The 24,889-nt window shown below is 68.1% G+C and carries 21 protein-coding genes and 1 tRNA gene; 6 read left to right on the plus strand and 16 right to left on the minus strand.

Features of this window, described 5'->3' with window-relative positions:
* Positions 1 to 101 precede the first annotated feature (101 nt).
* The 4 genes from G3M57_RS24630 to G3M57_RS24645 all read right to left on the minus strand — a co-directional run bounded on the left by G3M57_RS24630 (position 102) and on the right by G3M57_RS24645 (position 6,361).
* Complete coding sequence (locus tag G3M57_RS24630; RefSeq protein WP_163233392.1) at positions 102 to 3,347, minus strand: TonB-dependent receptor domain-containing protein; 3,246 nt, start codon at positions 3,345 to 3,347, stop codon at positions 102 to 104.
* A gap of 71 nt (positions 3,348 to 3,418) precedes the next feature.
* Positions 3,419 to 4,447 carry a FecR family protein gene (locus G3M57_RS24635; protein WP_163233393.1) on the minus strand — a complete coding sequence of 343 codons (1,029 nt, stop codon included), beginning with the start codon at positions 4,445 to 4,447 and terminating at the stop codon, positions 3,419 to 3,421.
* Complete coding sequence (locus G3M57_RS24640; RefSeq protein WP_163233394.1) at positions 4,416 to 5,018, minus strand: RNA polymerase sigma factor; 603 nt, start codon at positions 5,016 to 5,018, stop codon at positions 4,416 to 4,418. The genes G3M57_RS24635 and G3M57_RS24640 overlap by 32 nt, the downstream gene beginning before the upstream one ends.
* 344 nt (positions 5,019 to 5,362) lie before the next feature.
* Positions 5,363 to 6,361, minus strand: coding sequence for a pepsin/retropepsin-like aspartic protease family protein (locus G3M57_RS24645; protein ID WP_163233395.1), 999 nt, complete (start codon positions 6,359 to 6,361; stop codon positions 5,363 to 5,365).
* A 553-nt stretch (positions 6,362 to 6,914) separates the two neighbouring features.
* Here G3M57_RS24645 and G3M57_RS24650 point away from each other — a divergent pair.
* Positions 6,915 to 7,742: a Stf0 family sulfotransferase gene (locus G3M57_RS24650; protein ID WP_163233396.1), complete on the plus strand. Its 828-nt coding sequence runs from the start codon at positions 6,915 to 6,917 to the stop codon at positions 7,740 to 7,742.
* Between the two features lie 10 nt (positions 7,743 to 7,752).
* Here the strand turns inward: G3M57_RS24650 and G3M57_RS24655 are convergent, their stop codons facing one another.
* Both G3M57_RS24655 and G3M57_RS24660 read right to left on the minus strand, forming a co-directional pair.
* Positions 7,753 to 8,958, minus strand: coding sequence for a DUF6817 domain-containing protein (locus tag G3M57_RS24655; RefSeq protein WP_163233397.1), 1,206 nt, complete (start codon positions 8,956 to 8,958; stop codon positions 7,753 to 7,755).
* Between the two features lie 86 nt (positions 8,959 to 9,044).
* The gene (locus tag G3M57_RS24660) at positions 9,045 to 9,578 is read right to left on the minus strand and encodes a DUF6932 family protein (protein WP_163233398.1); all 534 of its coding nucleotides are present in this window, start codon (positions 9,576 to 9,578) and stop codon (positions 9,045 to 9,047) included.
* 318 nt (positions 9,579 to 9,896) lie between these two features.
* On the opposite strand from G3M57_RS24660, the gene G3M57_RS27210 reads away from it, so the two are divergent.
* The 3 genes from G3M57_RS27210 to G3M57_RS24675 all read left to right on the plus strand — a co-directional run bounded on the left by G3M57_RS27210 (position 9,897) and on the right by G3M57_RS24675 (position 11,912).
* Positions 9,897 to 10,484 carry a hypothetical protein gene (locus G3M57_RS27210; protein ID WP_163228304.1) on the plus strand — a complete coding sequence of 196 codons (588 nt, stop codon included), beginning with the start codon at positions 9,897 to 9,899 and terminating at the stop codon, positions 10,482 to 10,484.
* 128 nt (positions 10,485 to 10,612) lie between these two features.
* Entirely contained in the window at positions 10,613 to 11,245 is a 633-nt protein-coding gene (locus tag G3M57_RS24670; protein ID WP_163228305.1) for a hypothetical protein, read from the plus strand.
* A gap of 250 nt (positions 11,246 to 11,495) precedes the next feature.
* Positions 11,496 to 11,912, plus strand: a complete 417-nt coding sequence (locus G3M57_RS24675) for a hypothetical protein (protein WP_163233399.1) — start codon at positions 11,496 to 11,498, stop codon at positions 11,910 to 11,912.
* On the opposite strand, the gene G3M57_RS24680 is transcribed toward G3M57_RS24675, so the two are convergent.
* The 9 genes from G3M57_RS24680 to G3M57_RS24720 form a co-directional block, all read right to left on the minus strand.
* The gene (locus tag G3M57_RS24680; RefSeq protein WP_163233400.1) at positions 11,881 to 12,777 is read right to left on the minus strand and encodes a Fic family protein; all 897 of its coding nucleotides are present in this window, start codon (positions 12,775 to 12,777) and stop codon (positions 11,881 to 11,883) included. The genes G3M57_RS24675 and G3M57_RS24680 overlap by 32 nt on opposite strands.
* The gene (locus tag G3M57_RS24685; protein WP_163233401.1) at positions 12,774 to 14,231 is read right to left on the minus strand and encodes a TolC family outer membrane protein; all 1,458 of its coding nucleotides are present in this window, start codon (positions 14,229 to 14,231) and stop codon (positions 12,774 to 12,776) included. The genes G3M57_RS24680 and G3M57_RS24685 overlap by 4 nt, the downstream gene beginning before the upstream one ends.
* A gap of 32 nt (positions 14,232 to 14,263) precedes the next feature.
* On the minus strand, positions 14,264 to 16,399 hold the full coding sequence (locus tag G3M57_RS24690; RefSeq protein ID WP_163233402.1) for a peptidase domain-containing ABC transporter: 2,136 nt from the start codon (positions 16,397 to 16,399) through the stop codon (positions 14,264 to 14,266).
* Between the two features lie 5 nt (positions 16,400 to 16,404).
* On the minus strand, positions 16,405 to 17,709 hold the full coding sequence (locus G3M57_RS24695; RefSeq protein WP_163233403.1) for an HlyD family secretion protein: 1,305 nt from the start codon (positions 17,707 to 17,709) through the stop codon (positions 16,405 to 16,407).
* A 262-nt stretch (positions 17,710 to 17,971) separates the two neighbouring features.
* Entirely contained in the window at positions 17,972 to 19,174 is a 1,203-nt protein-coding gene (locus tag G3M57_RS24700) for a glycosyltransferase family 9 protein (protein ID WP_163233404.1), read from the minus strand.
* On the minus strand, positions 19,171 to 19,347 hold the full coding sequence (locus tag G3M57_RS24705; protein WP_163233405.1) for a hypothetical protein: 177 nt from the start codon (positions 19,345 to 19,347) through the stop codon (positions 19,171 to 19,173). The genes G3M57_RS24700 and G3M57_RS24705 overlap by 4 nt, the downstream gene beginning before the upstream one ends.
* A 356-nt stretch (positions 19,348 to 19,703) precedes the next feature.
* A tRNA-Arg gene (locus G3M57_RS24710) sits at positions 19,704 to 19,780 on the minus strand.
* A gap of 70 nt (positions 19,781 to 19,850) precedes the next feature.
* Positions 19,851 to 21,167 carry an NCS2 family permease gene (locus G3M57_RS24715; protein ID WP_163233406.1) on the minus strand — a complete coding sequence of 439 codons (1,317 nt, stop codon included), beginning with the start codon at positions 21,165 to 21,167 and terminating at the stop codon, positions 19,851 to 19,853.
* Between the two features lie 3 nt (positions 21,168 to 21,170).
* Positions 21,171 to 22,247, minus strand: coding sequence for a purine nucleoside permease (locus tag G3M57_RS24720; protein WP_163233407.1), 1,077 nt, complete (start codon positions 22,245 to 22,247; stop codon positions 21,171 to 21,173).
* 220 nt (positions 22,248 to 22,467) lie between these two features.
* On the opposite strand from G3M57_RS24720, the gene G3M57_RS24725 reads away from it, so the two are divergent.
* Positions 22,468 to 23,361 carry a 5'-methylthioadenosine/S-adenosylhomocysteine nucleosidase gene (locus tag G3M57_RS24725; RefSeq protein WP_163233408.1) on the plus strand — a complete coding sequence of 298 codons (894 nt, stop codon included), beginning with the start codon at positions 22,468 to 22,470 and terminating at the stop codon, positions 23,359 to 23,361.
* A gap of 126 nt (positions 23,362 to 23,487) precedes the next feature.
* On the opposite strand, the gene G3M57_RS24730 is transcribed toward G3M57_RS24725, so the two are convergent.
* Complete coding sequence (locus G3M57_RS24730; protein ID WP_056755775.1) at positions 23,488 to 24,450, minus strand: ABC transporter ATP-binding protein; 963 nt, start codon at positions 24,448 to 24,450, stop codon at positions 23,488 to 23,490.
* Between the two features lie 144 nt (positions 24,451 to 24,594).
* Here G3M57_RS24730 and G3M57_RS24735 point away from each other — a divergent pair, with 144 nt between their 5' ends.
* A complete protein-coding gene (locus G3M57_RS24735) occupies positions 24,595 to 24,879 on the plus strand; it encodes a zinc-finger domain-containing protein (RefSeq protein WP_082564574.1) in 285 nt (94 codons plus the stop codon).
* Positions 24,880 to 24,889: the final 10 nt, after the last annotated feature.

The following is a 24,889-nucleotide window of genomic DNA, read 5'->3' on the forward strand; positions in this document are numbered from 1 at the left end:
CGATGGATTTGGAGGGGAATGGCCGCGCGCGTCGCGCTCCTGGGCGCGCGCGGCCGGCCGGGTCCCGCGGCAGGGGGAGGCCGCGGGACCGGCGTTCAAACCTAGAAGGAGCCCTTGACGCCGATGTTCCACATCGAGCCGTAGATGCTGTACTGCTGCACCCGGTCGCGGACGTTGGAGTAGATGACGTCCGGCGCGTTGAAGATGTTGCGGCCGGCCAGCATCACCTCGAAGTTCCTGTTGATCTTGTAGCTGGCGCTGACGTTCCAGAGCTCGCGGGCGGCGTGGTAGAGGATGCCGTTGGGCGAGGTCGACGGCGTGTTGCTCAAGGCGCTGGTGCGATACTTGCCCTGGGCGTTGCCGGTCAGCTGGACGTCGAACTTGCCGTAGCTGTAGCGCAGGCCCCAGTTGGCCGCCGCCTTGGGCATGTTCACCCGCTCGCCGTCGGGGTCGATCGTGGTGATCGAGCCGCGCAGCCCCAGGCCCCGCAGCGCGCCCGGCAGGAAGGTCAGCTGCTGGTCGTATTCCAGCGTCACGCCCCGATTGATGCTGACGCCCGGCAGGTTCGTGGCGCTGCGGTAGGTGTAGCCGGGATAGTCATCGGGGCTGTAGCCGACCTGCGCTGGATCGGCGAACTCGTAGCCGGTCACCTGCATGTCCTTCACCTCCAGCTGGTAGGCGGACAGGCCGATGATCCCCGAGGGCTCCAGGAAATACTGCAGGCTGGCGAAGTACTTGGTGGAGTGCTCGGGCTTCAGCAGTGGATTGGGAACCGTGACCACCTGCTTGGTGTCGTCTACCGCGACCACGCCGCCGAGATTGCCGTAATCGGGGCGCAGGATCGATTGGCTGAAGGCCAGTTGGCCGACCAGCTTCTTCGTGAAGTCGTACTTGGCTCCGCCGCTCAGGAACCAGTCGTCATACTCGCCATGGCGGGTCTTGTAGGTCCCGTTGTGGTACTTGTAGAGCAGGAAGGGCACGGTGTTGGCCGTGTAGCCGGCGGCCTTCGTCTCGGCGTCCGAACGGACGTCGGCGACCCGGGCGTCGGTCTCGGTGCTCTCGTAGCGCAGGCCGAGGTCGAACTGAGCCTTGCCGACGCGCGGCTGGATCTCGAAATAGCCGGCCTTGACCGTCTCACCGACCTTCTTGTTGTTGTCGAGCGTGCGCTTGGTGTTGCCGTAGTCGTCGGCGAAAAAGTAATCGGGGTGGTCCCGGTAGATGTCGTAGACGGCGTAGTTGCTGTCGGCGCGCCAATCCTGGGCGTTCAGGTTGCCGGCGTCGAAACCCTGGATCTGGAAGTTGTAGTTCCGGGTCCACGGAATGACGGCCTCGGGCGCCTTCTGGGTCCGGTCGCGGGTGGGCCCGTTGTACTCGAACTGCTGGTACGAGCCTTCGTTGGTCTTCCAGACATTGGTCCGATAGGTCGCGCCGGCCAGGACCTTCAGCTGGACAGGGCCGAGGTCGAGCTTCTTCTTCAGATCCAGATTGAGACCGTACATCTGGTTCTGCGCGTCGGACTCGGACGTGCGAACGTTGAAGTTGATGTCGTCATCGCGGTTGAAGCTGGCGGGATCGCTCCAGGAGCGGCCGGCGGTCTGCTGCAGCGTCCATGCGTTGGAATTCTGGGACGCCCGATCCAGTGTGAAACCGATGCGGGTCAGGTAACTGTCCGTACGCTGAAAGAAGCCCTTGGAATTGTCCCGGAAGTTGAATTCCGAGCTGGAATAGCTGCCGCGCAGCAGGGCTTCCCAGGTGTCGCCGCGATATTCCAGCTTCGGCGCGAACAGCCATGACGGCGTGCCGGCGTAGCGGTGCGAGTACTGGGTGTGCAGGCGGGTGTTGGTCCCGTTCGGATTGACGACGATGTGGGTGGGGGTGGAGTCCGCCGTCGCCTGGGTGGCCGTGGCCGTGCCGAAGATCAGATAGGTGTACTGGTTGAAGTACTCGACGTCGTAGAACGAATAGGTGCTGCGCAGGGACAGGGCCAGCTTGTCGGTGATCTTGTAGTCGACACTGAGGTTGGCGGCCTTGCGGTGGGTCAGCTTGGGACCCGGGCGCCACATGACCTGATATGGAATGACCCGGCCGTTGGCCAGATAGGACCAGTCGGTCTGGATGCGGTCCTGCTCGACGAAATTGGCGTTGTAGCTGGCGTTGAACGCGATCCCCAGCCGCCCGTCCAGGAAGACGTCGGCATAGCCCAGCTGGGCCGAGGGAAAGATCGAGGCGTGCTTCCGGTCGTCCGGCAGGTATTTGCGCGACAGGCCGGAGTCCGAGGTGGCGACGCCGCCCAGCTGGAAGCGCAGAAGGCGGCGGTTGCGCTGGAAGGCGTACTTGCTGCGCAGGTTGATGGCGCCGCCGGGCGAGTCGGCGTCCATGTTGGCCTGCAGCGTGTTGTTGAGCTCGATGGAGTCGACACCCGTGATCGACATCTGCTCGAACGAGTTCTGGCGGCCGTTGTTGTTGTTGGACGTCGCCGTCGCCATGCGGGCGCCGTCGGTGGTGAAGGTCGAGTATTTCGGATCCAGGCCGCCGATCCGCACGGCCGTGGCGTCCACCTCGGTATAGTCCAGCGAGATGCCCGGCATGTTCTTCATGAACTCACCGACGTCGCCCATGGTCAGGGCGCCGAAGTTGTCGGCGGCGACGACGGTCTTGGCGTTGGTCGAGGCGCGGCGCTCCATGATGGCGCTGGCCTGGCCTTCGCGCCGGGCGACGATCGTTATCGCCTCCACCTCGCCGTCCTGGGCGGCGTAGGACAGCGGGTTCAGGGCCACGTCCAGGGTCGCCGCCTGGCCCGGCGCGACGGTGACGACCGCCCTGCCCTCCTGCAGGCCGGTATATTTGACCACCACGGTGACCTCGCCGGCCGGGACGCCGGTCAGGCGAAAGTCGCCGCCGTCCTCGGAGAAGGCGGCGATCGTCGTGCCTTCGACGCGGATCTCGGCGTTGCGCACGTACTCGCCGGTGGCGGTGTTGAGAACACGGCCGCGCACCACGCCGGCCCCCGCCTGGGAGACGGCGCCGTTCGTCGCGCCCTGGGTGGACGACCGCAGGGTGATGATCTGTCCGTCATCGGAGTCGATCCGCAGCGGCGTGCCGGCGATCAGGCGGCGAAGCGCGGTGCGCACGTCCATCCTCCCCTTGACGGCGGGCGTCATGACACCCTCGAGATTCCGGGCCGACGCCACGATCTGCACCTGCCCCTGGCGCGCCAGTTCGGGAATGGCGCGAACCGCGGGCTGGGCTGGAATGTCGAAGATCCGGTCCTGCGCCAGGGCCGGCGCGGCGGTCGAGAGCGCGATGACGGCGGCTCCGCAGGCGAGGACGGAATGACGAGAATACATCGGCTGGCGGCCCCCAATCGCCGCGCAGGTCGCGACGTTCGCGGTTGAGAGCCGCCAGCCGATGGCTTCCGCTATTTTGTAACAAAAACTTCTTGATGCGCCCGGCCGTCTTGGGGACCGCCGCGGGTCAGCACGACTCGGTCGCCGTCCTGTTCGACTCGGGCGTCGAACACGCGGGCGATGGCGCGGCTGAAGCCCGCGGGATCGTTGGCGGCGAACAGGCCGGTCACCGGCTCGCGCGCCAGGGCGGGGTCGCGGATCTGGATCCGGGTGTCGCTGTAGCGCCCGAACGCCGCGGCGGCCTGACTCAGGGATTCGCCTTCGAACGCCAGCTTGCCGTCGCGCCAGGCCAGTTCGCGGGTGACCGCCTCCGGCCCGACCGGCCGCGGACGCTCCGTCGGACCGGAGAGGACCAGCTGTGTATTGGCCGTAAGCGCCACCCTGCTGGCCAAGGCCGTGAGGTTCAGGCCTGCGACATCGACCCGGCCCTGGTTCACCAGGACGTCGACCGGATCGGCGTCGAGCTTGCGGACCCGAAATCCCGCCTGCGCCGTGCTGAGACGGCGGCCGTCCACCTCGACGACGAACGGCCGCTGCTCGTCGCGGGCCACCGAGAAATAGGCCTCGCCCCGCAGCAGCGTGACGCGGCGCTCGCCCCGGCTGTACCGAACCCGGATCCGGGTCTGGGTGTTGAGCAGCACGGTCGATCCGTCCTTGAGCGGCGCCAGGCGGATCTCGCCCCGCTCGGTGCTGATGACCGCGCCGGCCGCCGATACGCCGACGCCCAGGGCGCTCAGGGCGCCGACCGCCGCCGCGCCTCCGGCCCAGGCCAGCGCCTGCCGGCGCGACAGCGGCGAGCGCGCCGGCCGCCCCGGCGCCTCGAACGCGACTGGGTCGAAGCCGGGCCCCAACGCCTGGGCGGACTCGCTCATCAGCGACAGCGCCCGGGCGCGCAGCAACGCGCCCTTGCGGCGCGGATCGCCCCGCAGCCAGGCCTGGAAGACCTCTTCCGTTTGGGCGGTCAGCGGCCCGCGATCCAGCCGCGCCGTCCAGTCGGACGCCGCCTGATCAATGTCTCGACTGGTTTCTCGCTCGGCCATCTATCGAGGCGATCTCCGCTTCCAGGGTCTTAGAGGTTTGGGACCGCCTGTTTCCGCCACGGCCGAACCAATCAATCAAGAAGAGGACGCCTCTGGAAATGTGCGTCTCGACCGTATTCTCCGATATCCGCATGCGCGCGGCGATCTCGCGCTGGGGCATGTCCCGGACGCGGCGCAGGATGAAAGCCTCTCGGGTCTTGAGCGGCATGGCCGCGATCGCGTGGGCCAGTTGGCGCAACTCGTCGCGGTCGATCGCGTACTGCTCGGGCGAGGCCGCGTTCTCGGCCTGCTCCAGCCGTTCCAGGTCGTCGACGGTGTGGATCGGAACGATGCGCGCCCGGCGGACGTGCCGCATGATCACCGAGCGCGCCACCTGGAACAGATAGGCGCGCGGATGACGAATGGCGTCCACGGTCTCCAGCTCGGCCAGGATCGTGTAGGCCTCCTGGATGATGTCGTCGGCGTCGATTCCCGGCGGAGCGGCCCGCGAAAGCCAGCCCCTGAGCGCCGCTTCATGCGGCAGGACGTTTCGCAGGAACCATCGTGTTCTTTCCCTGTCGGCGGCGCTCATCCGTTATCCGCTGGCTTGGAGACTGCGTCGCCGCCGAACGGCGCCATTGAGGCGACGACAGGAAACCGCTCGCGTCGACCGGCGTCCTGCCTAGCGGCCAATTGTGACAGTCAGGTTTTCCCGCACGCGAGCGGAAGCCGCGAGCAGATTGCGACTTTTGGTAGCATCGAGCTATCGAAGGAATTTTGGCGCGCTGATCCGAGCCGCAACACCCGGCCGCCGTCGGCGACGATCCGCGTCCACCGAATAGTAAAGTCTCGCGAACCAGCCAGCGCCTTCACCGCGACAGGGACGATCGATGCTCGTCATCGCTAGTGCGGTCGGACATCCCGCCCATCCGGCCGTCACGGCGCCGAAAAGTCATCCCTCGGGGCCAAGCCGATCTGGCCGGCCTTGGCGTCGTAGAGGACAGCGAAATCATAGAACGGCAAGACGCCGGCGTTCAGGCCTTCCCAGGGCAAGCTGGCCGGCGGCGTCGAGAAATTCAGGCGGGCCGGCCCGCGTCCGAGAACGAATGACTGGCTCATCGCCGTGCTCCCCGGCGGCCCGAACCTCAGGTTCACACTTGTGTCGGTCGGCCAATCATCGAAGGCCGGCGCGGATCGGGAGATGTAGTTGAGGCCCGCCGCCCCGCTGTCCAGGAGGGTCGGCGCGCACAGGGGCGCCCCCGCGCCGTCGCGCGACAGGCAGGTGGGAACCGTATTGTCCGCCCAAAAATCACCGCGACGACGAGTATCCCGGGTCAGGGAGAAGAGCGTGAATCGGGCCCGTTCCGCTGGTGTCGGGTTGAGAATGAGCTTGCCGGGCGCAGCGTCCCCCGGCTTGGGCAGCAGCACGATCCACGCCTGCTCCCCCAGATGGGCCAAGGGGTTTTCCGCTTCGCCGGCGCGTAGCCCCGCCCCCAGGATCGCCGAAAAGCCGTCGGACGGCGTCGAGCCGCCGATACGATACTGCTGCGTCGGGATCGCGGCGGCGGGACAGGAGGGTCGATCCTGGCTGCAGGCGACCGCGGAGGTGGCGCTCACGTCCACCTTGACCTGCAGCCCGCCGATCCCCACCCGAACGGGCGTGATCGCGCCGGTCAGGACCACGCCGTTGCGATAGACGTAGCGATCCGGCCGGACGCCCTTGGCCGTCAGGGGCCCGGCCGACGGCAGCACGCGCAGGCCTGTCGAACCCGTGTCGAGCATCGCCTCTATCGGCGCGCCGCCGTCGATCGACAGCGGCACCGAATAGCGTGGCGGTCCGGCCTCGAACCGTTTCTGGTGGATTTCGACCTCGACGCGGGCGCTCGAGGGCTTCGCGCCCATGGCCAGGGCCAGAACAAGGACCAGGGCGCTCACCCGACGCGCCCCCAAACTTCCCGTCCGCGCTGGGGTCGTCGTTGCATTGGTGCGCTCCACGCCACGCAAAAACCAGGTCAAAGCCAAGACCGAGAGGAGGACCGTCGCACCGGTTCACACGCCGCCAGGCCGGCCCTTTCCCGACACAATCTGGGATAGTATGTAAGGATATCCTCAGGGAGAATGCAATGCGCCGGGCCGTGGTCGTGATGACGTTTTTCCTGGTGGCGGCGCCGTTCGCGGCGACCGCTCGGCCAGCCTTGGATCAGGCCGCCAAGCCGCTCGTCAGGGCTTGTGTCGACGCCGTTGGCTATCAGGCCGAGTGCGGCCAAGATCCCGCTGAGGCCCACGAATGCCGGGCCGCCGACGTCTTCGGCGCCTGTCCCCAGGCCCCGAAGTGCTATACGCTCAAAGGGGCTCGAGTACGCTGTGTCGCGCCCGTGACGCCGATTGGCGAGCCGCCGCGACCCAAGCCTTGACTCCCGGGGTCCGAGCCGCCGGAGCGTGGCGACTTCAGGTTGTCGTATCCATTTGACAGGAAACGGCGCGCGCGATGGACTTCGGCGCGACACCGGCCGCCGACCTCGGACATTCCACGCAAGACATGCCAGAGCTTCACGAACTCTACGGCCCAGATTTCGATTTTGCGCCGACCTCGGCCCCGCCACGGTCATGCTACATGATCGCCAGCACCCCACGCAGCGGCAGCACGCACTTGGCGTCCTGCCTGTGGCGGGCCGGCGACCTTGGCGCTCCGCTGGAGTACCTCAATCCGATCCACATCCGGCAAATGTCGCCGAGATTGGGGGCCAGGGGCTATCTGAGCTACTGGCGCGGGGTCCAGGCGCGGAGGACCTCGCCAAACGGCGTGTTCGGCCACAAGCTGTTCATGCCCTACTACGTCACCGCCGGCCGTCGCTGCCCGGCGCTCCTGCCGATGCTGCGCAGTGATCTGGCCATTCACCTCTATCGTCGCGACAAGATTGCTCAGGCCGTTTCACTGGCCCGCGCCCAGCAGACGAAGGCCTGGGCGTCGTGGAGCGACGAACAGACCGCGCCTGTTTATGACGCCAGACACATCTCAACCTGCCTGAACAAACTCCTCGAGCAGGAACGATGGTGGGTGGCGGCGTTCGAATTGACCGGCGCCGTGGTTCTGTCGATCGCCTACGAAGACTATGTGGGGCGCGAGACCGAAATCCTGGCGACCATTCGCGCGCGACTGGGCCTTCCGGCGGCAAGCGACTGCCCGCCGGTGGCGGTGGAGGATCTTGCCCGTCAACGCGATGGGATCAGCGCCGAGTGGGTCGCCCGTTTCAAGGTCGAGGCGCCCGACCAGGCGGCGATCGCGCAGGAACTCGGCCCGCCCCTTACCGCCTGACGGCCCTGAGCTAAAGCAGACTGGGCGCGTCGTGACTGTTGCGGGCGCGCGACTTGAAGACCAGCACCGACCGCAAGGCCGGGCAGTCGCGGCTGGGTGCGCGCGCCGCGTGCGGGATGTCGCCCGGGAAGATCGCCAGGCGACCGGGCGTGGGGAAGACTGAGCGGATGACGTCCTTGCCGGCCTGATCGAAGAAGACGGTCTCGCCCGCCCAATTGGCCTCCCATTCGGGATGAGCGTAGTAGATGGTGGTGAAGTAGTTCGGCTGGGCGCTGTCGGTGTGCATGTGACCATCACCGCCGTAGGTGTGGCCGTTGGCGTAGACCCGCACGGGAACATGATCGCCCAGGACCTGTTGACGGATCAGGTTCCACAGCGCCACCACCGGGGCGATCAGCGGTCGGTCCAGCAGGTCGGCCTCGCAGTTGTCCAGACAGTTCTCGTCTCCGCCGCCGAAGTGGGAATGCCAGAAGCCGTGCGTCACCTGGGTGGTGTTGGCCCGCCAGCCGTAGCGCCAGATGTTTCGATCCATGAGGCCCGACAATTGCAGCCTCAGCTCGGTGGGGACCAGGTCGTCGAGGGTCTGCACCTCACCGGCCCTCGGCGGCGCCGCGCGGGGCGTGGATGCGGCCGGCTTGGCGTCGAAGCCATAGATGTCGTCGAGCGCTTTCCGGGCGGGCGGGTTCAGCCAGACCATCAGCGGTCGCAAATTGGGGCCGCTGTCGGCGCGCTGGCGCGCGGGCATGCGCGGGAACTGCTCCAGCCAGTTGGCCACGAAGATATGCGCCAGATCCTTCAGGTCGCTTCGGGCGACAGGCTCCTGGCGGCCGTCCAGCAGGGTCAGTTCGCCGGGACCACGCGGCGACAGCGCCAGAACGAAGCTGCGCTTGGTCATGGCTCCGAACAGATAGGCCAGGCGCTCCGCGCGCTGGCCGATCACGGCCGCCACCTCGGCGCGGCGGTCGACTGACAGGATCGCGCGCTTGAAGCTCTCGGTGCCATAGACCGAGTGGAACAGGCCTGCGTCGCAGACCGCCTCGTCCTCGCCCCAAGCCTGGAGCATGCTGGCCGTAGCCGTCAGGTGGTCGAGCAGGGCGCGCCCGGAATGGCCTACGCCGTCGGCGCCAAAGCGGGCCAGGAACTTGTACTTGTCCTCGACGGACGGATCGCTTTGCGAAGGGCGCGACAACAGCGCGGCGGCCGAAGAGTCATCCATTTAAGCGTCTCTGACTGAACGGGTTGAACGGGATCGCGGGACCTTGCGATGCTGATCTGCCAGCGGGCGCGCCGGGGTGGATGGCGTCATGACAGGCAATCAACCAGAACCAGGCCGCGGATGATGGTCCGCTCGCCCTCGTTCTTGCTGTAGAGCATGCTGAAGAACGACACGGTCTTGATCAGCAGCAGCGGGTCGCCGTCCAGCGGCAGAAGGCGCAGGTCCAGGCCCCGGGCCTTGGCGGCGGCCTGCAGTGTGGCCAGCGCCGCCGCCACGGGCCGGCCTTCCACCCAGCGATAGAATAGCGCACAGTCCAGGTCGCCCGGCTCCGGCTTGGGACCTATCGCGCTTCCGCCGAGCAGGGCCGCCACGCCCTCCGCGCCGAGACCCTTCAGAGCCTCGACAGTGGCGGCCAGTTCAGCGACGAACCGCTTGCGCCGGGCCAGCGCCCGGCCCGCGACCAGATCCGACAGACTTACCACGTAGGGCGTGGCGTTGACCGGCGTGCTCTGGCGCTCGGCGGTGAGGAACGGCGGAAAGTCGCGCGCCTCGGCCTCCTGGAAACAGGCGTCCATCAGGTCGCGAAGGGAAGTCGGCGCCTGGAGCGCGACCGAGCTCATCGGCGCGTTCCGAGGCCAGTCCGGGCGGCGAACAACGAAAAAGCCAAGGCCCTCACCCATACACCCCTGAGTTGGGGCCAAGCTAAGCAAGCCCGTCGTACTTTGTCTACTTGAGGTTTCACGTCTTTTTCGCGATGTCCGGTTTTTCATCTCCCATTGATTGAGCTACCGGGAATCCGCGGGCCGCAAACGCCCGTACGACCGTAAAATTGTGATCACGCGTTTGTGAGCTGACACACTCTCGCTAAAGCTGCGCTTCTTTCCTCATGGTTTCATGTCGAATTTTGCAATTTTCGAGCGATCAACTTGAGGGCACGTATGCGTGAGCTGACCATGGCGGAGCTCGAACTCGTTTCGGGCGGGCTGGAAACGGTGGATGGCGACGGCATCTGGGACGGTGTGGATGGCGGCGGGGATGGCGGCTGGGACGGATGGTGGGACGGCGGCCAGGATGGCGGTGACGGCGGCGGCGGCGGCGGCGGCGGTCACAGCAGCGCCAGCTTCGGCGTAACCGACGCCAACACGAGCGACCTGCAGAGCCTGGACGCCGCGCTGGCCTATCTCGACGGCTCCCCCCTTGCCCAGGCCGTGCTCAACGACGCCATGGCCAAGGGCGCTGTGATTCATATCGTCCACAACGGCGACGACCATGCCGAGATCGGCGGCGACGAGGTTTGGTGGGATCCTTCGGTGGGGCTGCGGACCAGTAGCGGCGCCACCCAGTCCGCCGCCCTGAACCTGATCCATGACCTGTCGCACCTGTTCGGCTCGGCCGCCGATCCGAACGAGGAACAGAGGGTGATCGCCAATTTCGAGACCCCGATCGCCAACGCCCTGGGCGAGCCGACGCGCGCCGATAGCTCGGGCGTCCACGTCGTGACGCCCAACCCGACCTATCACACCTGAGCGCCTCGTTCGGAGGCGTTCACGAGCGTCGCCGAAGACCGCACGACGTGGTTCGAGCTTCAGGCTCAGGACTTGGAGTTTCGACGCGTCGTTGATCACCCAGAGTTCAACCTGTTTGAGGATTCTTCATGCGTGAACTGACCTTGGAAGAGATGGAATTGATCACCGGCGGCACGGACACCGTGGACGGAATCACCGTCATCGGCGACGGCGGCTGGGACGGCGGCTGGGACGGCTGGTGGGACGGCGGCTATGACGGCGGCTACGATGGCGGTTACGACGGCGGCGGTGGCGGCGGTGGCGGCGACGGCTCGCACGACAGCAGCGACTACACCGTCACCGACGCCACGGCCGAGGACGTCCAGAACCTCGACAAATCCCTGACCTACCTCGACACCTCCCCCAAGGCGCAGGCCGTTCTCGCCGCCGCCGAGGCCAAGGGCGTGACGATCCACATCATCCACGACGGCAACGATCGGGCCAATGTGGGCGGCAACGAGGTGTGGTGGGATCCGAAGTCGGGCCTGACCACCACCGGCGGCCAGGAACAGTCGGCGGCCCTGGGCCTGATCCACGAGCTGGAGCACCTCTTCGGCAATCCCTCCGACGTCGGCGTAGCGGTTCCCGGTTACGACAACGCCGAGGAACAGCGGGTGATCGACAACTACGAGACGCCGATCGCCAACGAGCTGGGCGAGCCCACACGGACCGATCACGGCGGCACGCCCGTCGTCGACAACGACCCGACCCATCACGGCTGATCTCCTCGATCCTGACGGGCGGCTCCGCCGCGCCCCCGCTGACGGGCGCGTCGGCGGGGACCGCTCGCGGGGTCGTCTTTTTTCGCTATCATGAGTTCCGAGAGGTGAAATCATGGGATCAACCCGCTTTGAACCGCGTCGCCCATGGCGCTCCATCCGCTTTCTCCTGGCGGGCCTCTTTGCTTCGGTAACCTTCGCCGGCGTAACGGCGGCCGAGGCGCCGCCGACCAGTGCAAAAAGGATCGCAACGATGCCGACGCTTCCCGACCTGACCCAGTTCAACCGCGCCACGGTGCTGTTGGTCGATCCCAAGCTGTCCACGCGCACGCGGATTACGCCGCAGACCATCGACGAATTGGCTACCGGCTACGCCGCCGGCGACCAAAAGTCCGGCTGGCTTGAACTGACCCAGATCATCGGCCGGGCCCCCGCCAAGGCCGGCGCCGACGAGCCCTTCGAGGTTCGCACCGGCATCGTGTTCACCAGCCCGAACCGCGAGCCCCTGGCGATCTACCTGCAAGCCCAGGACACCGGCGAAGCTACGCGCGGCTATTTGAACGGCGAGGCCTACACCTTCCAGGGCGGCACGGCCGCGGCGCTTGCCGAGTGGGTCGCCCGCTTTTCTCCGCCGGTGATCAGCCGCCCGCAGACGGCTTCGATCCAGTAGACGGCCCCGCCCCGGCCCACTCGGAGTCGGGGCGGACGCGGGCTTGGAGCGACCGCCGATCGAGGCCATCGAACGCCTGCGGCCGCCGCGCACCGCGCGCCACCAGCGCCAGGCAGCCCTCAAGGAAACCAAACAGCGGCTCCCACCGCCCCTGTAGCTCGGCTTCGCGCACGGCCAGGGTCAGGCTTCCGCCCGACAGGACAGCCAACTCGTGCAGCGGCACATAGAGGTCGCTTCGCCCCGTCCCACGGCGGACCAGGGCGTTGAACACCATCCGGCTGGTGCGTCCGTTGCCATCGTCAAACGGATGGCAGTTGGAGATCGCAGCCATGCCCAGACCCGCGCGATAAAGCCAGGGGCTTTGGGTTGCGCCCAGTTCGCGGTGGACCAGGGCCAGGCGCTCGCGGATCAGCGCCGAGGAGGGAAAGATCACCCGATCGCCGCGCGGATCGCGCCCCGTGCCGATGTCGCGGTTGCGGGGCTGGATCGGGCGCTGCAGGCCGTGGCTGGCCAAGGTGGCTAGGCCGCGCACGAAGTCATCGGCGCACCCCGTCTCGATCGTGTCCGTCAGGCGCGCGCCGAACCGGTCCAGGATCGCCCATTCGCGCAGGGACCGCCCCTGGCGCGCGGGGCCGTCGCTTCCGGGATGGAACCAGGGCGCCAGCGGGTGCGTCAAGCCCAGTTCCGGTGGATAGGTCTGGCCCGCAGCGAGCGGATCGTCGTGCAGCCACGTCATGACTTGGGCCGCGCCGGCTGGCGAGATCCGCGCCAGCCAGTCTTCGGAGCGGCGGACCAGCTCGACAACCTGGATGGACGCATCGCTCCAGGCCGGCCACGGAAAAAGCGTGCGTCGCCTCGCCGTCATGGCTCGGGCGCGGGCTCTTGCGCCGGCTCCAGCCGCAGCACACGATCCGGTTGGACGGCGCGCTGCGAGAGGGTCTGTTCGAGCGGCGCGGGCTCGCGCACCGCGATGGCGTCGACCGCATTCAGGAGGCCTGTCCACGGAACGCGGAACGCCCGGCGCGGCGCTGTATCCTTCTCCACCAGTCCTGGCGAGAAGTCGCTGAAGCGCAGCTCGCCCATGGCCCCCAGCAGGGCCGCCGAGGAAACATATTCCTGGTAGGCGGTCTCGATCAGCCCGAACTTGGCGTCGCGCAATTCCTGTTCGGCGTTGAGCACATCCAACACCGTTCGCAAACCCAGGCGCTGCTCCTCCTTGACGCTGTCATAGGCGATCTGCTGGGCCTGGACTTCCTGGCGGCGGGCGACCAGCGCCACCCGCGCGGCGGCCAGCTGGTTCCAGGCCAGGGACACGCTGCGCACGGTCTGGCGCCTGGCGTCGTCGATCAGCAGGCGATCGCGTTGCTGCTGGGCCTGGGCCGCCACCACGCGCGAACGGGCCAGGCCGTTGATCGGGAAGGTCTGGCGCAGGACCACCGCCGCCGTCGTCACGCGCTCGGTGTTGGTCGGATCGAAGGTGCTGAGCGGCGTCTCGGCGCTCTGCACCTGGAGGCCGACCGTCGGCCGATACAACGCCTTGGCCTGCTCGACCCGGGCCTGGGACTGCTGTTCGGCGTAGATCGCGATGCGCAGGGTATGGCTCTCGTGTTCGGCGCGCTCGAACGCCTCCTCAAGGGTGGCCGGCAGATTGGCGATCGGCGGCTGCGCGGTGAGCTGGCCGGGATTTTGGCCGATAAGGGCCAGATAGTCCCCACGGCTTTGCGCCAGTTGGCCCTCGCGCGCCGACAGCTGAGCCTGGGCGGCGGCCAGACGCGCAGCGGCCTGGGACCGGTCAGTGATCGTCACTTCGTACAAGGCGAACCTGGCGTCGGTGTCCTTGAGCTGCTGCTGCAGCACAGCGACATTTTCGCGGGCGATCCTCACGCCCTCTTCGTCGCGCCGCACCGCTGCGTAAGCGGCGATCACCGACTGGAGGATCTGCTGGCCGGCTTGAAGCTGGCTCTCCACTCCAGAGGCGGCCTGAGCGCGCGCCAGGTTGGTCGCCGCGTGCGCGGCGCCGCCGAGATAGAGCGGTTGCTCCACGGACAGTTGATTGGTGTCAGCGGTCCCGTCGACCGCCACGCCCCGGACGTCGGTGCGCGAGCGGGTGCGCGCCAGTTCCAGCGAAGCGTTCGGGCCGTAGCTGGCCAGCGCCTGATTGTAGGCCTCCTGCACCGCGCGCAACTGGGCCCGCTGGGCCATGAGCTGCGGATTGCCGTCATAGGCGAGCGCGACGGCGTCGGCCAAGGTCTCGGCGCGGGCCGTCGTCGTGGCCGCCACCAAACCCGCCGCGAGCAAGATCGCCAACGTCTTGCGCACGGCGGCTGGACCGGGCGACGAGACCGGCGGCCTCAAAACGCCGCCACCGGCGGCGGCCCGGCCTCACCCGAAACGTTCGGCTCGGCGCGCCTTGCCCGTCGATCCGCCGCCACCACTCCGTCCTGCAGGACGATGACCCGGTCAGCGGCGGCGATGGTGTCGGGGCGATGGGCGACGATCAGGCGGGTAATGTTCAGCTTGGCCAGCGAGCCGTTCACCAACCGCTCGCGGGCCACGTCCAGATGGGAGGTCGCCTCGTCGAGGATCAGGATGTGCGGCTGGCGATAGAGGGCCCGGGCCAGGAGAATGCGCTGCTTCTGGCCGCCCGACATCGACGAACCCATATCGCCGACGAAGGTTTCGGTCCGCATCGGCATACGGTTGATGTCGTCCTCCAGCCCGGCCAGACGCAGGCACTCGTTCACCCGTTCGATATCGACCGTCTCGTCGAAGAAGGCGACGTTGTCGGCGATCGAGCCCGACAGGAGCTCGTCGTCCTGCAGCACCACACCAATATTGCGTCGCACGCCGCGCGGGCCCCAGACGGACAACGGGATATCATCGATGCGGACCTGGCCATGGGTGGGCGCGTAGAGGCCGCACAGGATTTTCAGCAGGGTGGACTTGCCCGATCCGGACGGACCTACGATCGCCACGAACTCGCCCGGCTCGACTGAAAAGCTGATCGACTTCAACACCGGCGGCTCGTGCGGCGCGTAGCTGAAGCCGACCGTTTCCAGGGTCACCTTGCCGCGCATCTCGGGCAGGCCGCCCGTGGGCTTGTCGATGTCGGTCTCGACCGGCGTGAGAACAATGTCCGACAGGCGGAAAGTGTACAGGTCGAGCAGTTTCCACGAGACGGCCTGGTCGATCAGGCTCGAGCCGCGATCCAGGAACTGGGTATGATAGGCCATGAAGGCGTAGAGCACGCCGATCGACATGCGATCGGCCATGATGGCCCGAGCGGCCAGGTAAATCACCACCACACTGACCACCGCGCGGATCAGCTTCTGGACGCCGCCCACCCCCAGGTTGGTGAAGGCGCTCAGCTGGCCGGCGTGGATGCTGTCGGCCAGGCGGTTGGACCAGTCGGCCTGACGCTCGGGCTCGGCCGCCATGACCTTGATGGTCTGAATGGCGCGCAGGGTCTCGATGCGCTTGCCGTTCTCCACAATGCTGGCGGTCAGGGCCTTGGCCGCATAGGTCATGGTCATCGGCACCGAGGCCACGCGGAGGATGAGGTACAGCGCCAGGCATCCAACCGTGATGGCGGCCAGGGTGGGGGCGAAGACGAACATCATCACCGCCGTGGCGATGGACAGAAGACCGTCGAGGACGGCCGCGATCAGCCCGCCGGCGATCAGGTTCTTGATCGGGTCCAGCGCCTGGAAGCGCATCAGGGCGTCGGCCAGTCGTCGGCGCTGGAACCAAGGCAGCGGCAAGCGGATCAGGTGATGGAACAACCGCTGGGTCATGTCCCAGTTCATCAGGGCCGACAGCTTCTGGGTGGCGACGCCGCGCAGGGTGTCGGCCACGACATTGAACAGGGCGAAGACCCCGAAACCGATCGCGAGGCCGCTCAGCAGATCAAGGTCCCCCTTGAGCACCGCGTCATCGACGACGAACTGCATGTAGAACGGGCTGATCAGCACATAGGCCTGCAGCACCAGCGACAGCACGACGACCTGGCCAAGCCCGCTCCTGAGCCCAGGCGCCAGGCGCACCACGCTCCAGAGGTTCAGGGGCGAGCGCTCGCGGCGGCGCTGGAAGGCGGGGGTCGGCGAGATCTCCAGCGCCGCGCCCGTGAACTTCTCGTCCAGTTCCTTGAGCGACACCCGCACGTGCCCGCGGCGAGGGTCGAAGATCTTGGCGACGCCACGCCGCAGGCTGACGAGCACCACGAAATGCGACAGGCCCCAGTGCAGTATGGCCGGGCACTTGACGTTGGGCAGGTCGTGCGGTTCGCAGCGCAGGGGACGGGCCGCCAGGTTCATCGACCCGGCGATGTCGGTGATGTCGCGAAAGCTCATGCCGCGAGACGACAGCGGGAAACGCTTGCGCAGCGTGGGCAGGTCGGTCTCGTCGCCGAAGATCTGGGCGATCGCGGCCAAGCACGACAGGCCGCATTCCGCCGCCTCCGTCTGCTGAAGCGTATAGTCCGGCGTCATGGGCTCTATTGGACCTTCGATCGTGCGCGCATGGCGAGGATGGGGTCCAAAACCCAGTCGATGAGCGAGTGGCTGTCGAGGATGATCTCGCCGCTGAGCCGCATGCCCGGCATCAGCGGCCATTCGCGGTCATAGGCGCCGACCGATTGTCGATCCAGGACGGCCACGACCCGATAGAGCGACTCCCGGGTCTCGCGCGGCTCGACATCGGCGGGCTGGTCGGCCGGCGCGACGGGAGCGTCGGCGATTTCGCTGATCGTGCCGCCCCCAACGCCGAAGCGCTGGTAGGGGAAGGCGTCGTACATCAACCTGACCCTATCGCCCTTGCGCACGAAGCCGATCGCCTTGGACGACACCCAAAGCTCGGCCGTCAGCTTGGAATTCTGAGGTAGCAGGATCGCCAGTTGCGCACCCGGGGCGGCCGTTTGGCCCGGCCGCGCCGCCAAGGCCGCGACCCGTCCGGCGCGTTCGGCGGTCAGCAGAACCTCCCCCTCACCGGCGAACGTTGCGCGCTTTTCCATCAGCTCGGCTCGGCTCTTGGCGATGTCGGCCCTGGCGGAGGCTTCCTCCGCTTGCGCCCGTCGAGCCTCGATGCGGGCTTGGGCCAGGGCCGTACGTGTCTCGTCCAGCTGGCGCTCCAGCGCCGAAACGCTGATCTTGGCTTCCAGCAGATTGTCCTCGCGTTGACGCAGCTGGATGGCGGGCAGCAGGCGCTTTTCGAACAACTCCCGCGCCGAGGCCACATTCTGTTCGCTGAGCGCCTCGCGCCCCCGCTGGAGGTCCAGTTGCGCCTGCAGGCGGCGGATTTCGTCGGCCAGACCCGCCTGCTTGGTGGCGCTATAAGCCTGCTGCTCCTGGGCGCTGGCTCGCCGCGCCTCGGTCAGGGCGCCGATGGCGTCCTCCTGCTGGGCCGTGGCGGTGGAATACAGGCCCGAGACATGGCCGCCATCGACGGTGGCGTCCAGGGCCAGCTTCATCAGCGGAGCGCCCGCCGCCACCGATTGGCCTTCCTTGACGAACACGGTGGAGATCACGCCGGCGCGCGTCGTGGTCAGCTTGATGGCTCCGGCGTCGGGCTGGATCAGGCCCGGCACGCGTTCGACCCGGGCGTACTGCGTGAAGAACAGGAAGGCGAACCCGGCAAGCAGCAGCGCTCCCAGGAAACCGGTGAGCACCCAGCTGCTCACACCGAGCGTATCGGTCGGCGATCCCAACCGCGAGCGGGCCGCGCTTACCGCGCGATCGCGGAACAGCGGGGTCGGCGCAGCCTCTTCCGGCGGCGGCGAGGCTGGCGCGTTGATGTTTTTCAAGGAGCGACCGCCGTTCCGGCGCCGGCCGCCCCGCTCCAGGGCGCGATCGACGCCGCCAGGCGGCTGAAACGCGGGCGGGACCCAAGCGGCGCACCCAAGGCGAACGACACCGAACTCACACTCACCTTCGCAGCCCCACGCGCTGTCACACCCCCAGGGGTGACCGGTCGGCCGCCGCACGGCGTCAACCCCCGCCCCTCGCACCCCTTAGGAATAAACCTAAGCGATATTCAACATCAAGTGGCGTTGGCCGACAAACAACTCAAGCTGTCGTGAGTGACGACGGCGCCCGGCGGGACAGGGTCGCGGCGATCGCCAGGGCCTCCGCCGCCGGGCCGCGCCAGTCACCCCCGACCGTCTGTTGGACGACGGTCATGGCGCCGTACCAGGGGGTTTTCCCACCGCCCCGCTTCCAGCGCCAGTCGACACCCTCGCTCGCCAGCAGCAACACCGTGCGTCGCCCCATGGCGCCGGCCAGGTGGGCCACGGCGGTGTCGACGCTGACGATGAGATCAAGCCCGCCGATGACCCTGGCCGTGTCCGTCAGGGACGCTCCGTCCGCCAGGGGCGTGCTGAAACGCCGACCTGCCGGCGCGTCCCATAGCTGTCGAGCGCCCTGGCCGATCTGCAGGCTGACGGGCTCGATGCGCGGATCGTCGAGCAGCGGCGCGAGGGCCTGGAGGGGCGCTGACCGCCGCAGATCGTTCGGATGGTTCGGATTACCCTGCCAGCAGAGGCCGACCCGCACTGGTCCTGTCCGCCCCCGTCCGTCCTCGGCCGCGACGAGATCCTGGAAGAGATAGGGCGGACGAACCAGGTCGGCCTCGCGGTCAAAACCCAGGAGCGCCGGCAGGCTCATCAGGCCGCACCATCGCTCGGCGCGAGTGAACAGCGCCTCGCCCAGCACATGGAAGCGCGGCGCGGGATGCAGGCTGGCGATCACCGGCTCCAAGGCGGCGGCGCCGATCACCGTGACCCCAACACCCCGACGGATGAGGTCGGGCAGGAAGCGGCTGAACTGCAGAGTGTCGCCCAAGCCCTGTTCGGTGAAGACCACCAGTTCGCGCGGCGGGTCCTGGCCCACACGCCAGCGCTCGACCGTGCGCCCGCTGTCGCGTCCCCGCAACGCCTGGACGGGGACCAGCCGCCGCGCCTCGAGCCGGCTTTCCATGTCGATCCAGCCGTCGCGCCAGGCGCCCAGCCTCAGGCGCGACAACGCACGGGCCAGCAGGCTTTCGGGGGTTGGACGCGCCGCGAAGGCCAGGGCATGGGCGCGTTCCGCGGCCTCAGCCTCGTCCCAATAGGCGGCGAAGTCCCCGAATGCGGCGGCCATCTTCGGCGGTATGCGACGGCTGGCCGCGAGGGCCTCGAACAGGGTCGAGGCTTCCGCGAAACTGGCCCGGCTCATGGCGTCGGCCAGGGCCGCGCCCTGTTCGCGCGAGGCGATCGGCAGAGCCCCGGTCAAGGGCGGACCGGTCGCCGAAGCCGGAAGGCGTCGGCGTCGATAGTCGAGCCGCCGCGGTCCTGGCCGTCGGATCCGCCATCGCCGATGACGGTGGCGCCATCCATCGTGTCGTTCCTTCCGGTGATCAGCCTTCCGGTAACCAGGTTCATTTCTTTTAAAGTCAGCTCACGCATGAAATGCGCCTTTGCCAGGACTGACCCCGTTACCGACGCCCAGTTCAGCCATGACCGACGAGGGCCGACAACCTGTATCTTAGATTGTGAAATAAACTTCCTGTTACATCCTAGATTGCGCTGCACGGGAGCCTCTAGGCGAATCCTGCGCCCGCCTTGTCGGCGTAGAGAACGGGGCGCCGCGAGCCTACAGGACTCGGGGCGACAAGCATCGTCGCGCCCACGGGCGGCCCGTCGTTCAGCGCATGGGGGCGCTGTCCGCGATGACGGTCAAGACATGGGCGGGAGGACCAAACTTCCGCGACCCATGACCGCGTCGGCGAACGATCATCGAAGTTCGCGGTTTTAAACCGAAATGGCGCACCCGACACGATTCGAACGTGTGACCTTTGCCTTCGGAGGGCAACGCTCTATCCAGCTGAGCTACGGGTGCTTCCGCCTTGCGGAAGCGCGGTCTTAGCCGAAAGGCCGCGTCGGCGCAAACGGGTCTTTGCGGGCGGAGGTCAGCCTTTCGCCAGATAGACGAAGCGGACCACGAACAGCGCCGCCAGGACCAGCAGCAGCCAGTCACTCTTCCCGATCTTGCCGGTCAGCAAGCGCAGGACCGCGTAGCTGGTGATGCCGAACGCCAGGCCGTTGGCGATCGAGAAGGTCAGGGGAATGGTGATCAGGGTCAGGAAGGCCGGGATCGCCACCGTCGGATCGGCCCAGTCGACGTCGACCAGCGAGCCGACCATCAGGGCCCCCACCAGGATCAGGGCCGGGGCGGTGGCGGCCGCCGGAATCGCCTGAACCAGGGGCGCGAAGAACAGGGTGACCAGGAACAGCAGGCCCACGACCACCGCGGTCAGGCCGGTGCGGCCGCCCGCCGTCACCCCCGCCGCGCTTTCGATATAGCTGGTCACGGTCGAGGTCCCGGCCACGGCGCCGGCCATGGTCGCCGCCGAGTCGGCCAGCAGGATGCGGTTGAGCCGCGGGATCGAGCCGTCCGGCGCCTGCAGGCCGGCCTTCTTGGTCACCGCCACCAGCGTGCCGACATTGTCGAACAGGTCGACGAACAGGAAGACGAAGATGATCTCCAGCATGGCCAAGGCCATGCCGCCTTTCAGGTGGAACGCGCCCGCCACGTCCAGCTTGAAGGCCGTGGCGGTCAGGTCGGCGAGGCTGGAGGTCCCCGGCGCGATCTTGGCCAGGCCCAGGGCCCAGCCGGCGGCGGCGGCCAGCAGGATGCCGATCAGGATCGCCCCCTTGACCCGCCAGGCCTGCAGCACGGCGATCAGGACCAGGCCCAGGATCGCGACGGCCGCGGTGGGGGTGGTCAGGTCGCCCAAGGCCACGGTGGTGGCCGGGCTGGCGACGATGATCCCCGCCTCCTTCAGGCCGATGAACGCGATGAACAGCCCCACCCCGGCGGCGACCGCCGAGAACAGCGGCTTGGGGATGGCCGCGACGATCATCTGGCGCACCCCGACCAGGGTCAGGACCAGGAAGGCCACGCCCGACAGGAAGACGCAGCCCAGGGCGGTCTCCCACGGCACGCCCATGCCCTTGACCACGGTGTAGGTGAAATAGGCGTTCAGCCCCATGCCCGGGGCGAGGGCCAGCGGGTAGTTGGCGATCAGCCCCATCAGGATCGAGCCGAAGCCGGCCGCCAGGCAGGTGGCGGCGGCCACGGCGGCCACCGGCATGCCGGCCTCGCCCAGGATCGCCGGATTGACCACCACGATATAGGCCATGGTCATGAAGGTGGTGACCCCGGCCAGCACCTCGGTGCGGACGTTGGTTCCCTGGGCCTTGAGGCCGAAGAGGCGTTCGAGCATGGCTTAGCGGCTCCGGCCGGTCGGGGTGGCGGTGGGAAGGGTGGTCGCGTAGCGGTCCCAGTGGCCGACGAGCTCGCGGGCGACCACGCCGCCGACGAGGAAGGTGGCGTCGAACCCGGCCTTCAGGCCTTCGCCGTGGAACACGTGCGGCAGGCTGGCCTGGCCCAGCGGACCGCGCGAATAGTTGCTGCCGGTGCGCAGCACCAGCACCCGGCGACGGTCGATCCTTCCGGACGCGGCGTGGGCGTCGAGCACGTCGAGGATCCCCTGGTCTTCGCAGTCGGTCATGGTGAAGGTTCCGGCCCCGTCGGTCCAGAGCTTCACCCAGTCGTGGGCCCACTGGGTGCGATGCGCGCCGTGCCAGAAGCGCACCGTGCCCAGGGCGTCGCCCTGCAGCACGAACGGCGGCCGTTGGCCCTCGGGATCGCCCGCGTACGGCGCGCGCTGGGCCTGCAGGCCCGGAGGGTCGGGCAGTTTGACGTCGCGGGTCAGGCCGTAAGCCCAGTCGACCAGGCCCTTGTCCAAGGTCCAGACCATGGCGCTGGAACCCTCGGCCTTGCCCTTCACGTTCGGCCGTTCGGCGTCGTTGGAATAGAGGCCATAGGGCCAGTCGGCCGGCATGTCGCGCTCGTCGAGCTCGTAGATCGGGTCGGCGTCGACCACGTAGCGCGCCCAGGCGGCGCTGCCGACCGAGGCGACGGCGGGATCCACCCCGGCGATGCCGCTGACGATCCAGTAGGCCTGGGTCAGGTCGAACTGGTCCGACAGGATCAGGGCCGCCACGCTTTCCCGCGTCCGGCCGCGCATGTCGCTGACGATGGCCAGCACGCCGTCGTCGGAATAGCGGGCCACGTGACGGACGCCGGGGATGGCGATCTCGTGCTTCAGCGGCCAGCCCTCGACCCAGGGCTGGAACTCGCCGGCCATGTCGCCGGTGTCGGCCCCGATCTCGAAGGTGGTGACGATCACCACCTTGACCGGCAGGCGCTTGCCGGACGGGGACGCCGCCTGGGCGCCGGCGAGGCCGAGGCCCAGGGCGAGCGTCAGCGCCAGGACGATCCGAAACCACAAATTACGCATACAAGCCCCACCTGAAATCCGGCGGTGAACCTCCACCGATGCGGCCCGCGACGCAATCGGGGATCGTCGGGAGCGTCGGCCCCGCCCTGCGCTGCCCGCCCGCGAGGCGTCGGCGCCCGATCCTTGGCTCGGCGGCGCAGGAGGCCTCGCCTCATGGCCAGCGCGGCGGCTAGGGTGGCCGGCGAATCGCCTTCACCCCGAAGCCGCCCCGAAAGCCGCCATGCGCCTCCTCCTGACCCTGCTGCTGGCCAGCGCGCCCCTTTCCGCCCACGCCGCCGAGCCTCTGGATCCCGCCCCGCGCACGGCGGTGATCAGCGCCTTCCCGCCCGAACTGGCGGCCCTGGAGGCGGCGACGGTCGACAAGCGCGAATACGCCGCCGCCGGGACGCGGTTCGTCACCGGGACCCTGGAAGGCAAGCCGGTGGTGCTGTTCCTCAGCGGGATCAGCATGGTCAACGCCGCCATGACCACCCAGGGGGCCCTGGACCGGTTCAGGATCGAGCGGATCGTCTTTTCGGGCGTGGCCGGCGGGGCCGACCCGGCCCTGGAGGTCGGCGACGTGGTCGCCCCCGAGCGCTGGGTGCAGTCGTCGGAGATGGCCTATGCCCGCGAGGTTCCCGGCGGCTTCGCCCCGACGCCGGGCCTGACCGACGGCCGGACGAACTTCGGCATGATGTATCCGCGCGCCGTGACCGTGACCCGCGACGACGGCAACCCCGAGGACCTGAAGGACTTTCCGGTCGATCCGGCCCTGCTGGACCTGGCCCGCCGCAGCGTCGCGGGCCTGACCTTGAAGCGCTGCGCCGCCGACCAGTGCCTGGCCAAGCCGCCCAAGGTGGTGGTCGGCGGGGTGGGCGGCTCGGGGCCGGTGTTCGTCGACAACGCCGCCTTCCGGCAATACGCCCACGATGTGTTCGGCGCCCGGGTGCTGGACATGGAAAGCGCCGCCGTCGCCCAGGTGGCCTATGTCAACCGCACGCCGTTCATCGCCTTCCGCAGCCTGTCGGACCTGGCCGGCGGCGATCCGGCCGGCAACCAGTTCCCGGTGTTCCTGAAGTTCGCGGCCGAGAACTCGGCGACGGTGGTCCGGGCGTTCGTCAAGGCGCTGCCTTAATTCCTCCCCCTGTGGGGGAGGTGTCGGCGAAGCCGACGGAGGGGGGAGTGATCTACCGCCTGCCCTATCCCCCCACCGGCCCATTCGGGCCGCCTCCCCCACAGGGGGAGGGCCTTTTAGGCAAGTTCAGGTCTTCAGCGGGTCCTTCGCGTTAGGATCGCCGTAGGTCAGCGACACGAACACGTCCTCCAGGTCCGGGTCCTCGGTGGCGATGTCCTTGATCTTCAGCCCCTCGGCGCGGACCGCCGCCAGCACCTGTTCGACGCTGGACTGGCCGGTGCGGTACGAGACCGAGAAGGCCCCGGCCCCGCGCAGCCGGGTCTCGAAACCCGGCAGCAGCGGGGCGACGGTGACGGGCTCTTCGGGCGTGACCACCACGTTGCGGCTGTCCATCCGGCGCAGCAGGGTTCCGGTCGGCTCGCAGACCACCACTTCGCCGCGGTTGACGATGGCGATCTGGTCGCACAGCTCCTGGGCCTCTTCCAAATAGTGGGTGGTCAGGACGATGGTCACGCCCAGCTGGTTGAGGCCGGTCACATATTGCCAGAGCTGGCGGCGCAGCTCGACGTCGACCCCGGCGGTGGGCTCGTCGAGGATCAGCACCGGCGGCTGGTGGACCATGGCCTTGGCCACCATCAGCCGGCGCTTCATGCCGCCCGATAGCTGGCGGACATAGGCGTTGGCCTTGTCGCCCAGGCCCAGGGCGTTGAGCAGCTCGTCGGTGCGGCGCTCGTTCTTGGGCACGCCGTAGAAGCCGGCCTGCACCTCCAGCGACTCGCGCGGGGTGAAGAACACGTCGGCGGCCAGCTCCTGGGGCACCACGCCGATGGCGGCGCGGGCGTCGCGCGGCCGCTCGTCGATGTCGCGGCCCCAGATCCGCACCTTGCCCGAGCTCTTGCGGGTCAGGCCGGCCAGGATGTTGATGAAGGTCGATTTGCCCGCGCCGTTCGGCCCCAACAGGCCGAAGATCGAGCCGCGCGGCACCTTCAGGTCGATGCCGTTCAAAGCCCGCTTCTCCGGAGCGGTCTTGGTGGCGGGATAGGTCTTGAACAGGCCTTCGGCTTCGATCGCGTAGGCGGGCAGGTCCATGGAGCGTCCAGATGCGCCGCTTTGCAGCGGTATTGGGAAACGAAGGGGCGCGCCTTCAATTGACGACGGCGCGATGGGTCGCATAGGTATGCCTGCATCGCCGCCACGCCAAGGCCGCGTCTGATTTTCAAGGGTTTCACGAACATGGCGCGCAAGGCCAAGTCCACCGCTCCCACCGCCATGGAGCCCACGGTCGTCGACGTCGGCGCCGGTCCCGCCCCGGAAACCGTGATGGTCCGCTCGCACCGCATCGCCTGCGACGGCGTCGGCGGCGCCCTGGGCCATCCGCGCGTCTGGCTGGAGATGGGCGCGGCCGGCTTCGTCGACTGCCCCTATTGCGACCGCCGCTTCGTGGCCTCGACCGCCGCCGGCCACGACGAGGACGAGCAGCTGGCCCCGGGGGTCTACGAAGGCTCCGGCGGCCACTAGGCCACCGCCG

Source organism: Caulobacter rhizosphaerae, from assembly GCF_010977555.1.
Taxonomy (GTDB): domain Bacteria; phylum Pseudomonadota; class Alphaproteobacteria; order Caulobacterales; family Caulobacteraceae; genus Caulobacter; species Caulobacter rhizosphaerae.

What these genes read in the sequence shown, in the direction of transcription:
- G3M57_RS24630 (WP_163233392.1), bottom strand. Translation starts at nt 3,347, where the DNA reads ATGTATTCTCGTCATTCCGTCCTCGCCTGCGGAGCCGCCGTCATCGCG.
- G3M57_RS24635 (WP_163233393.1), bottom strand. Translation starts at nt 4,447, where the DNA reads ATGGCCGAGCGAGAAACCAGTCGAGACATTGATCAGGCGGCGTCCGAC.
- G3M57_RS24640 (WP_163233394.1), bottom strand. Translation starts at nt 5,018, where the DNA reads ATGAGCGCCGCCGACAGGGAAAGAACACGATGGTTCCTGCGAAACGTC.
- G3M57_RS24650 (WP_163233396.1), top strand. Translation starts at nt 6,915, where the DNA reads ATGGACTTCGGCGCGACACCGGCCGCCGACCTCGGACATTCCACGCAA.
- G3M57_RS24655 (WP_163233397.1), bottom strand. Translation starts at nt 8,958, where the DNA reads ATGGATGACTCTTCGGCCGCCGCGCTGTTGTCGCGCCCTTCGCAAAGC.
- G3M57_RS24660 (WP_163233398.1), bottom strand. Translation starts at nt 9,578, where the DNA reads ATGAGCTCGGTCGCGCTCCAGGCGCCGACTTCCCTTCGCGACCTGATG.
- G3M57_RS27210 (WP_163228304.1), top strand. Translation starts at nt 9,897, where the DNA reads ATGCGTGAGCTGACCATGGCGGAGCTCGAACTCGTTTCGGGCGGGCTG.
- G3M57_RS24670 (WP_163228305.1), top strand. Translation starts at nt 10,613, where the DNA reads ATGCGTGAACTGACCTTGGAAGAGATGGAATTGATCACCGGCGGCACG.
- G3M57_RS24675 (WP_163233399.1), top strand. Translation starts at nt 11,496, where the DNA reads ATGCCGACGCTTCCCGACCTGACCCAGTTCAACCGCGCCACGGTGCTG.
- G3M57_RS24680 (WP_163233400.1), bottom strand. Translation starts at nt 12,777, where the DNA reads ATGACGGCGAGGCGACGCACGCTTTTTCCGTGGCCGGCCTGGAGCGAT.
- G3M57_RS24690 (WP_163233402.1), bottom strand. Translation starts at nt 16,399, where the DNA reads ATGACGCCGGACTATACGCTTCAGCAGACGGAGGCGGCGGAATGCGGC.
- G3M57_RS24705 (WP_163233405.1), bottom strand. Translation starts at nt 19,347, where the DNA reads ATGCGTGAGCTGACTTTAAAAGAAATGAACCTGGTTACCGGAAGGCTG.
- G3M57_RS24715 (WP_163233406.1), bottom strand. Translation starts at nt 21,167, where the DNA reads ATGCTCGAACGCCTCTTCGGCCTCAAGGCCCAGGGAACCAACGTCCGC.
- G3M57_RS24720 (WP_163233407.1), bottom strand. Translation starts at nt 22,247, where the DNA reads ATGCGTAATTTGTGGTTTCGGATCGTCCTGGCGCTGACGCTCGCCCTG.
- G3M57_RS24725 (WP_163233408.1), top strand. Translation starts at nt 22,468, where the DNA reads ATGCGCCTCCTCCTGACCCTGCTGCTGGCCAGCGCGCCCCTTTCCGCC.
- G3M57_RS24730 (WP_056755775.1), bottom strand. Translation starts at nt 24,450, where the DNA reads ATGGACCTGCCCGCCTACGCGATCGAAGCCGAAGGCCTGTTCAAGACC.
- G3M57_RS24735 (WP_082564574.1), top strand. Translation starts at nt 24,595, where the DNA reads ATGGCGCGCAAGGCCAAGTCCACCGCTCCCACCGCCATGGAGCCCACG.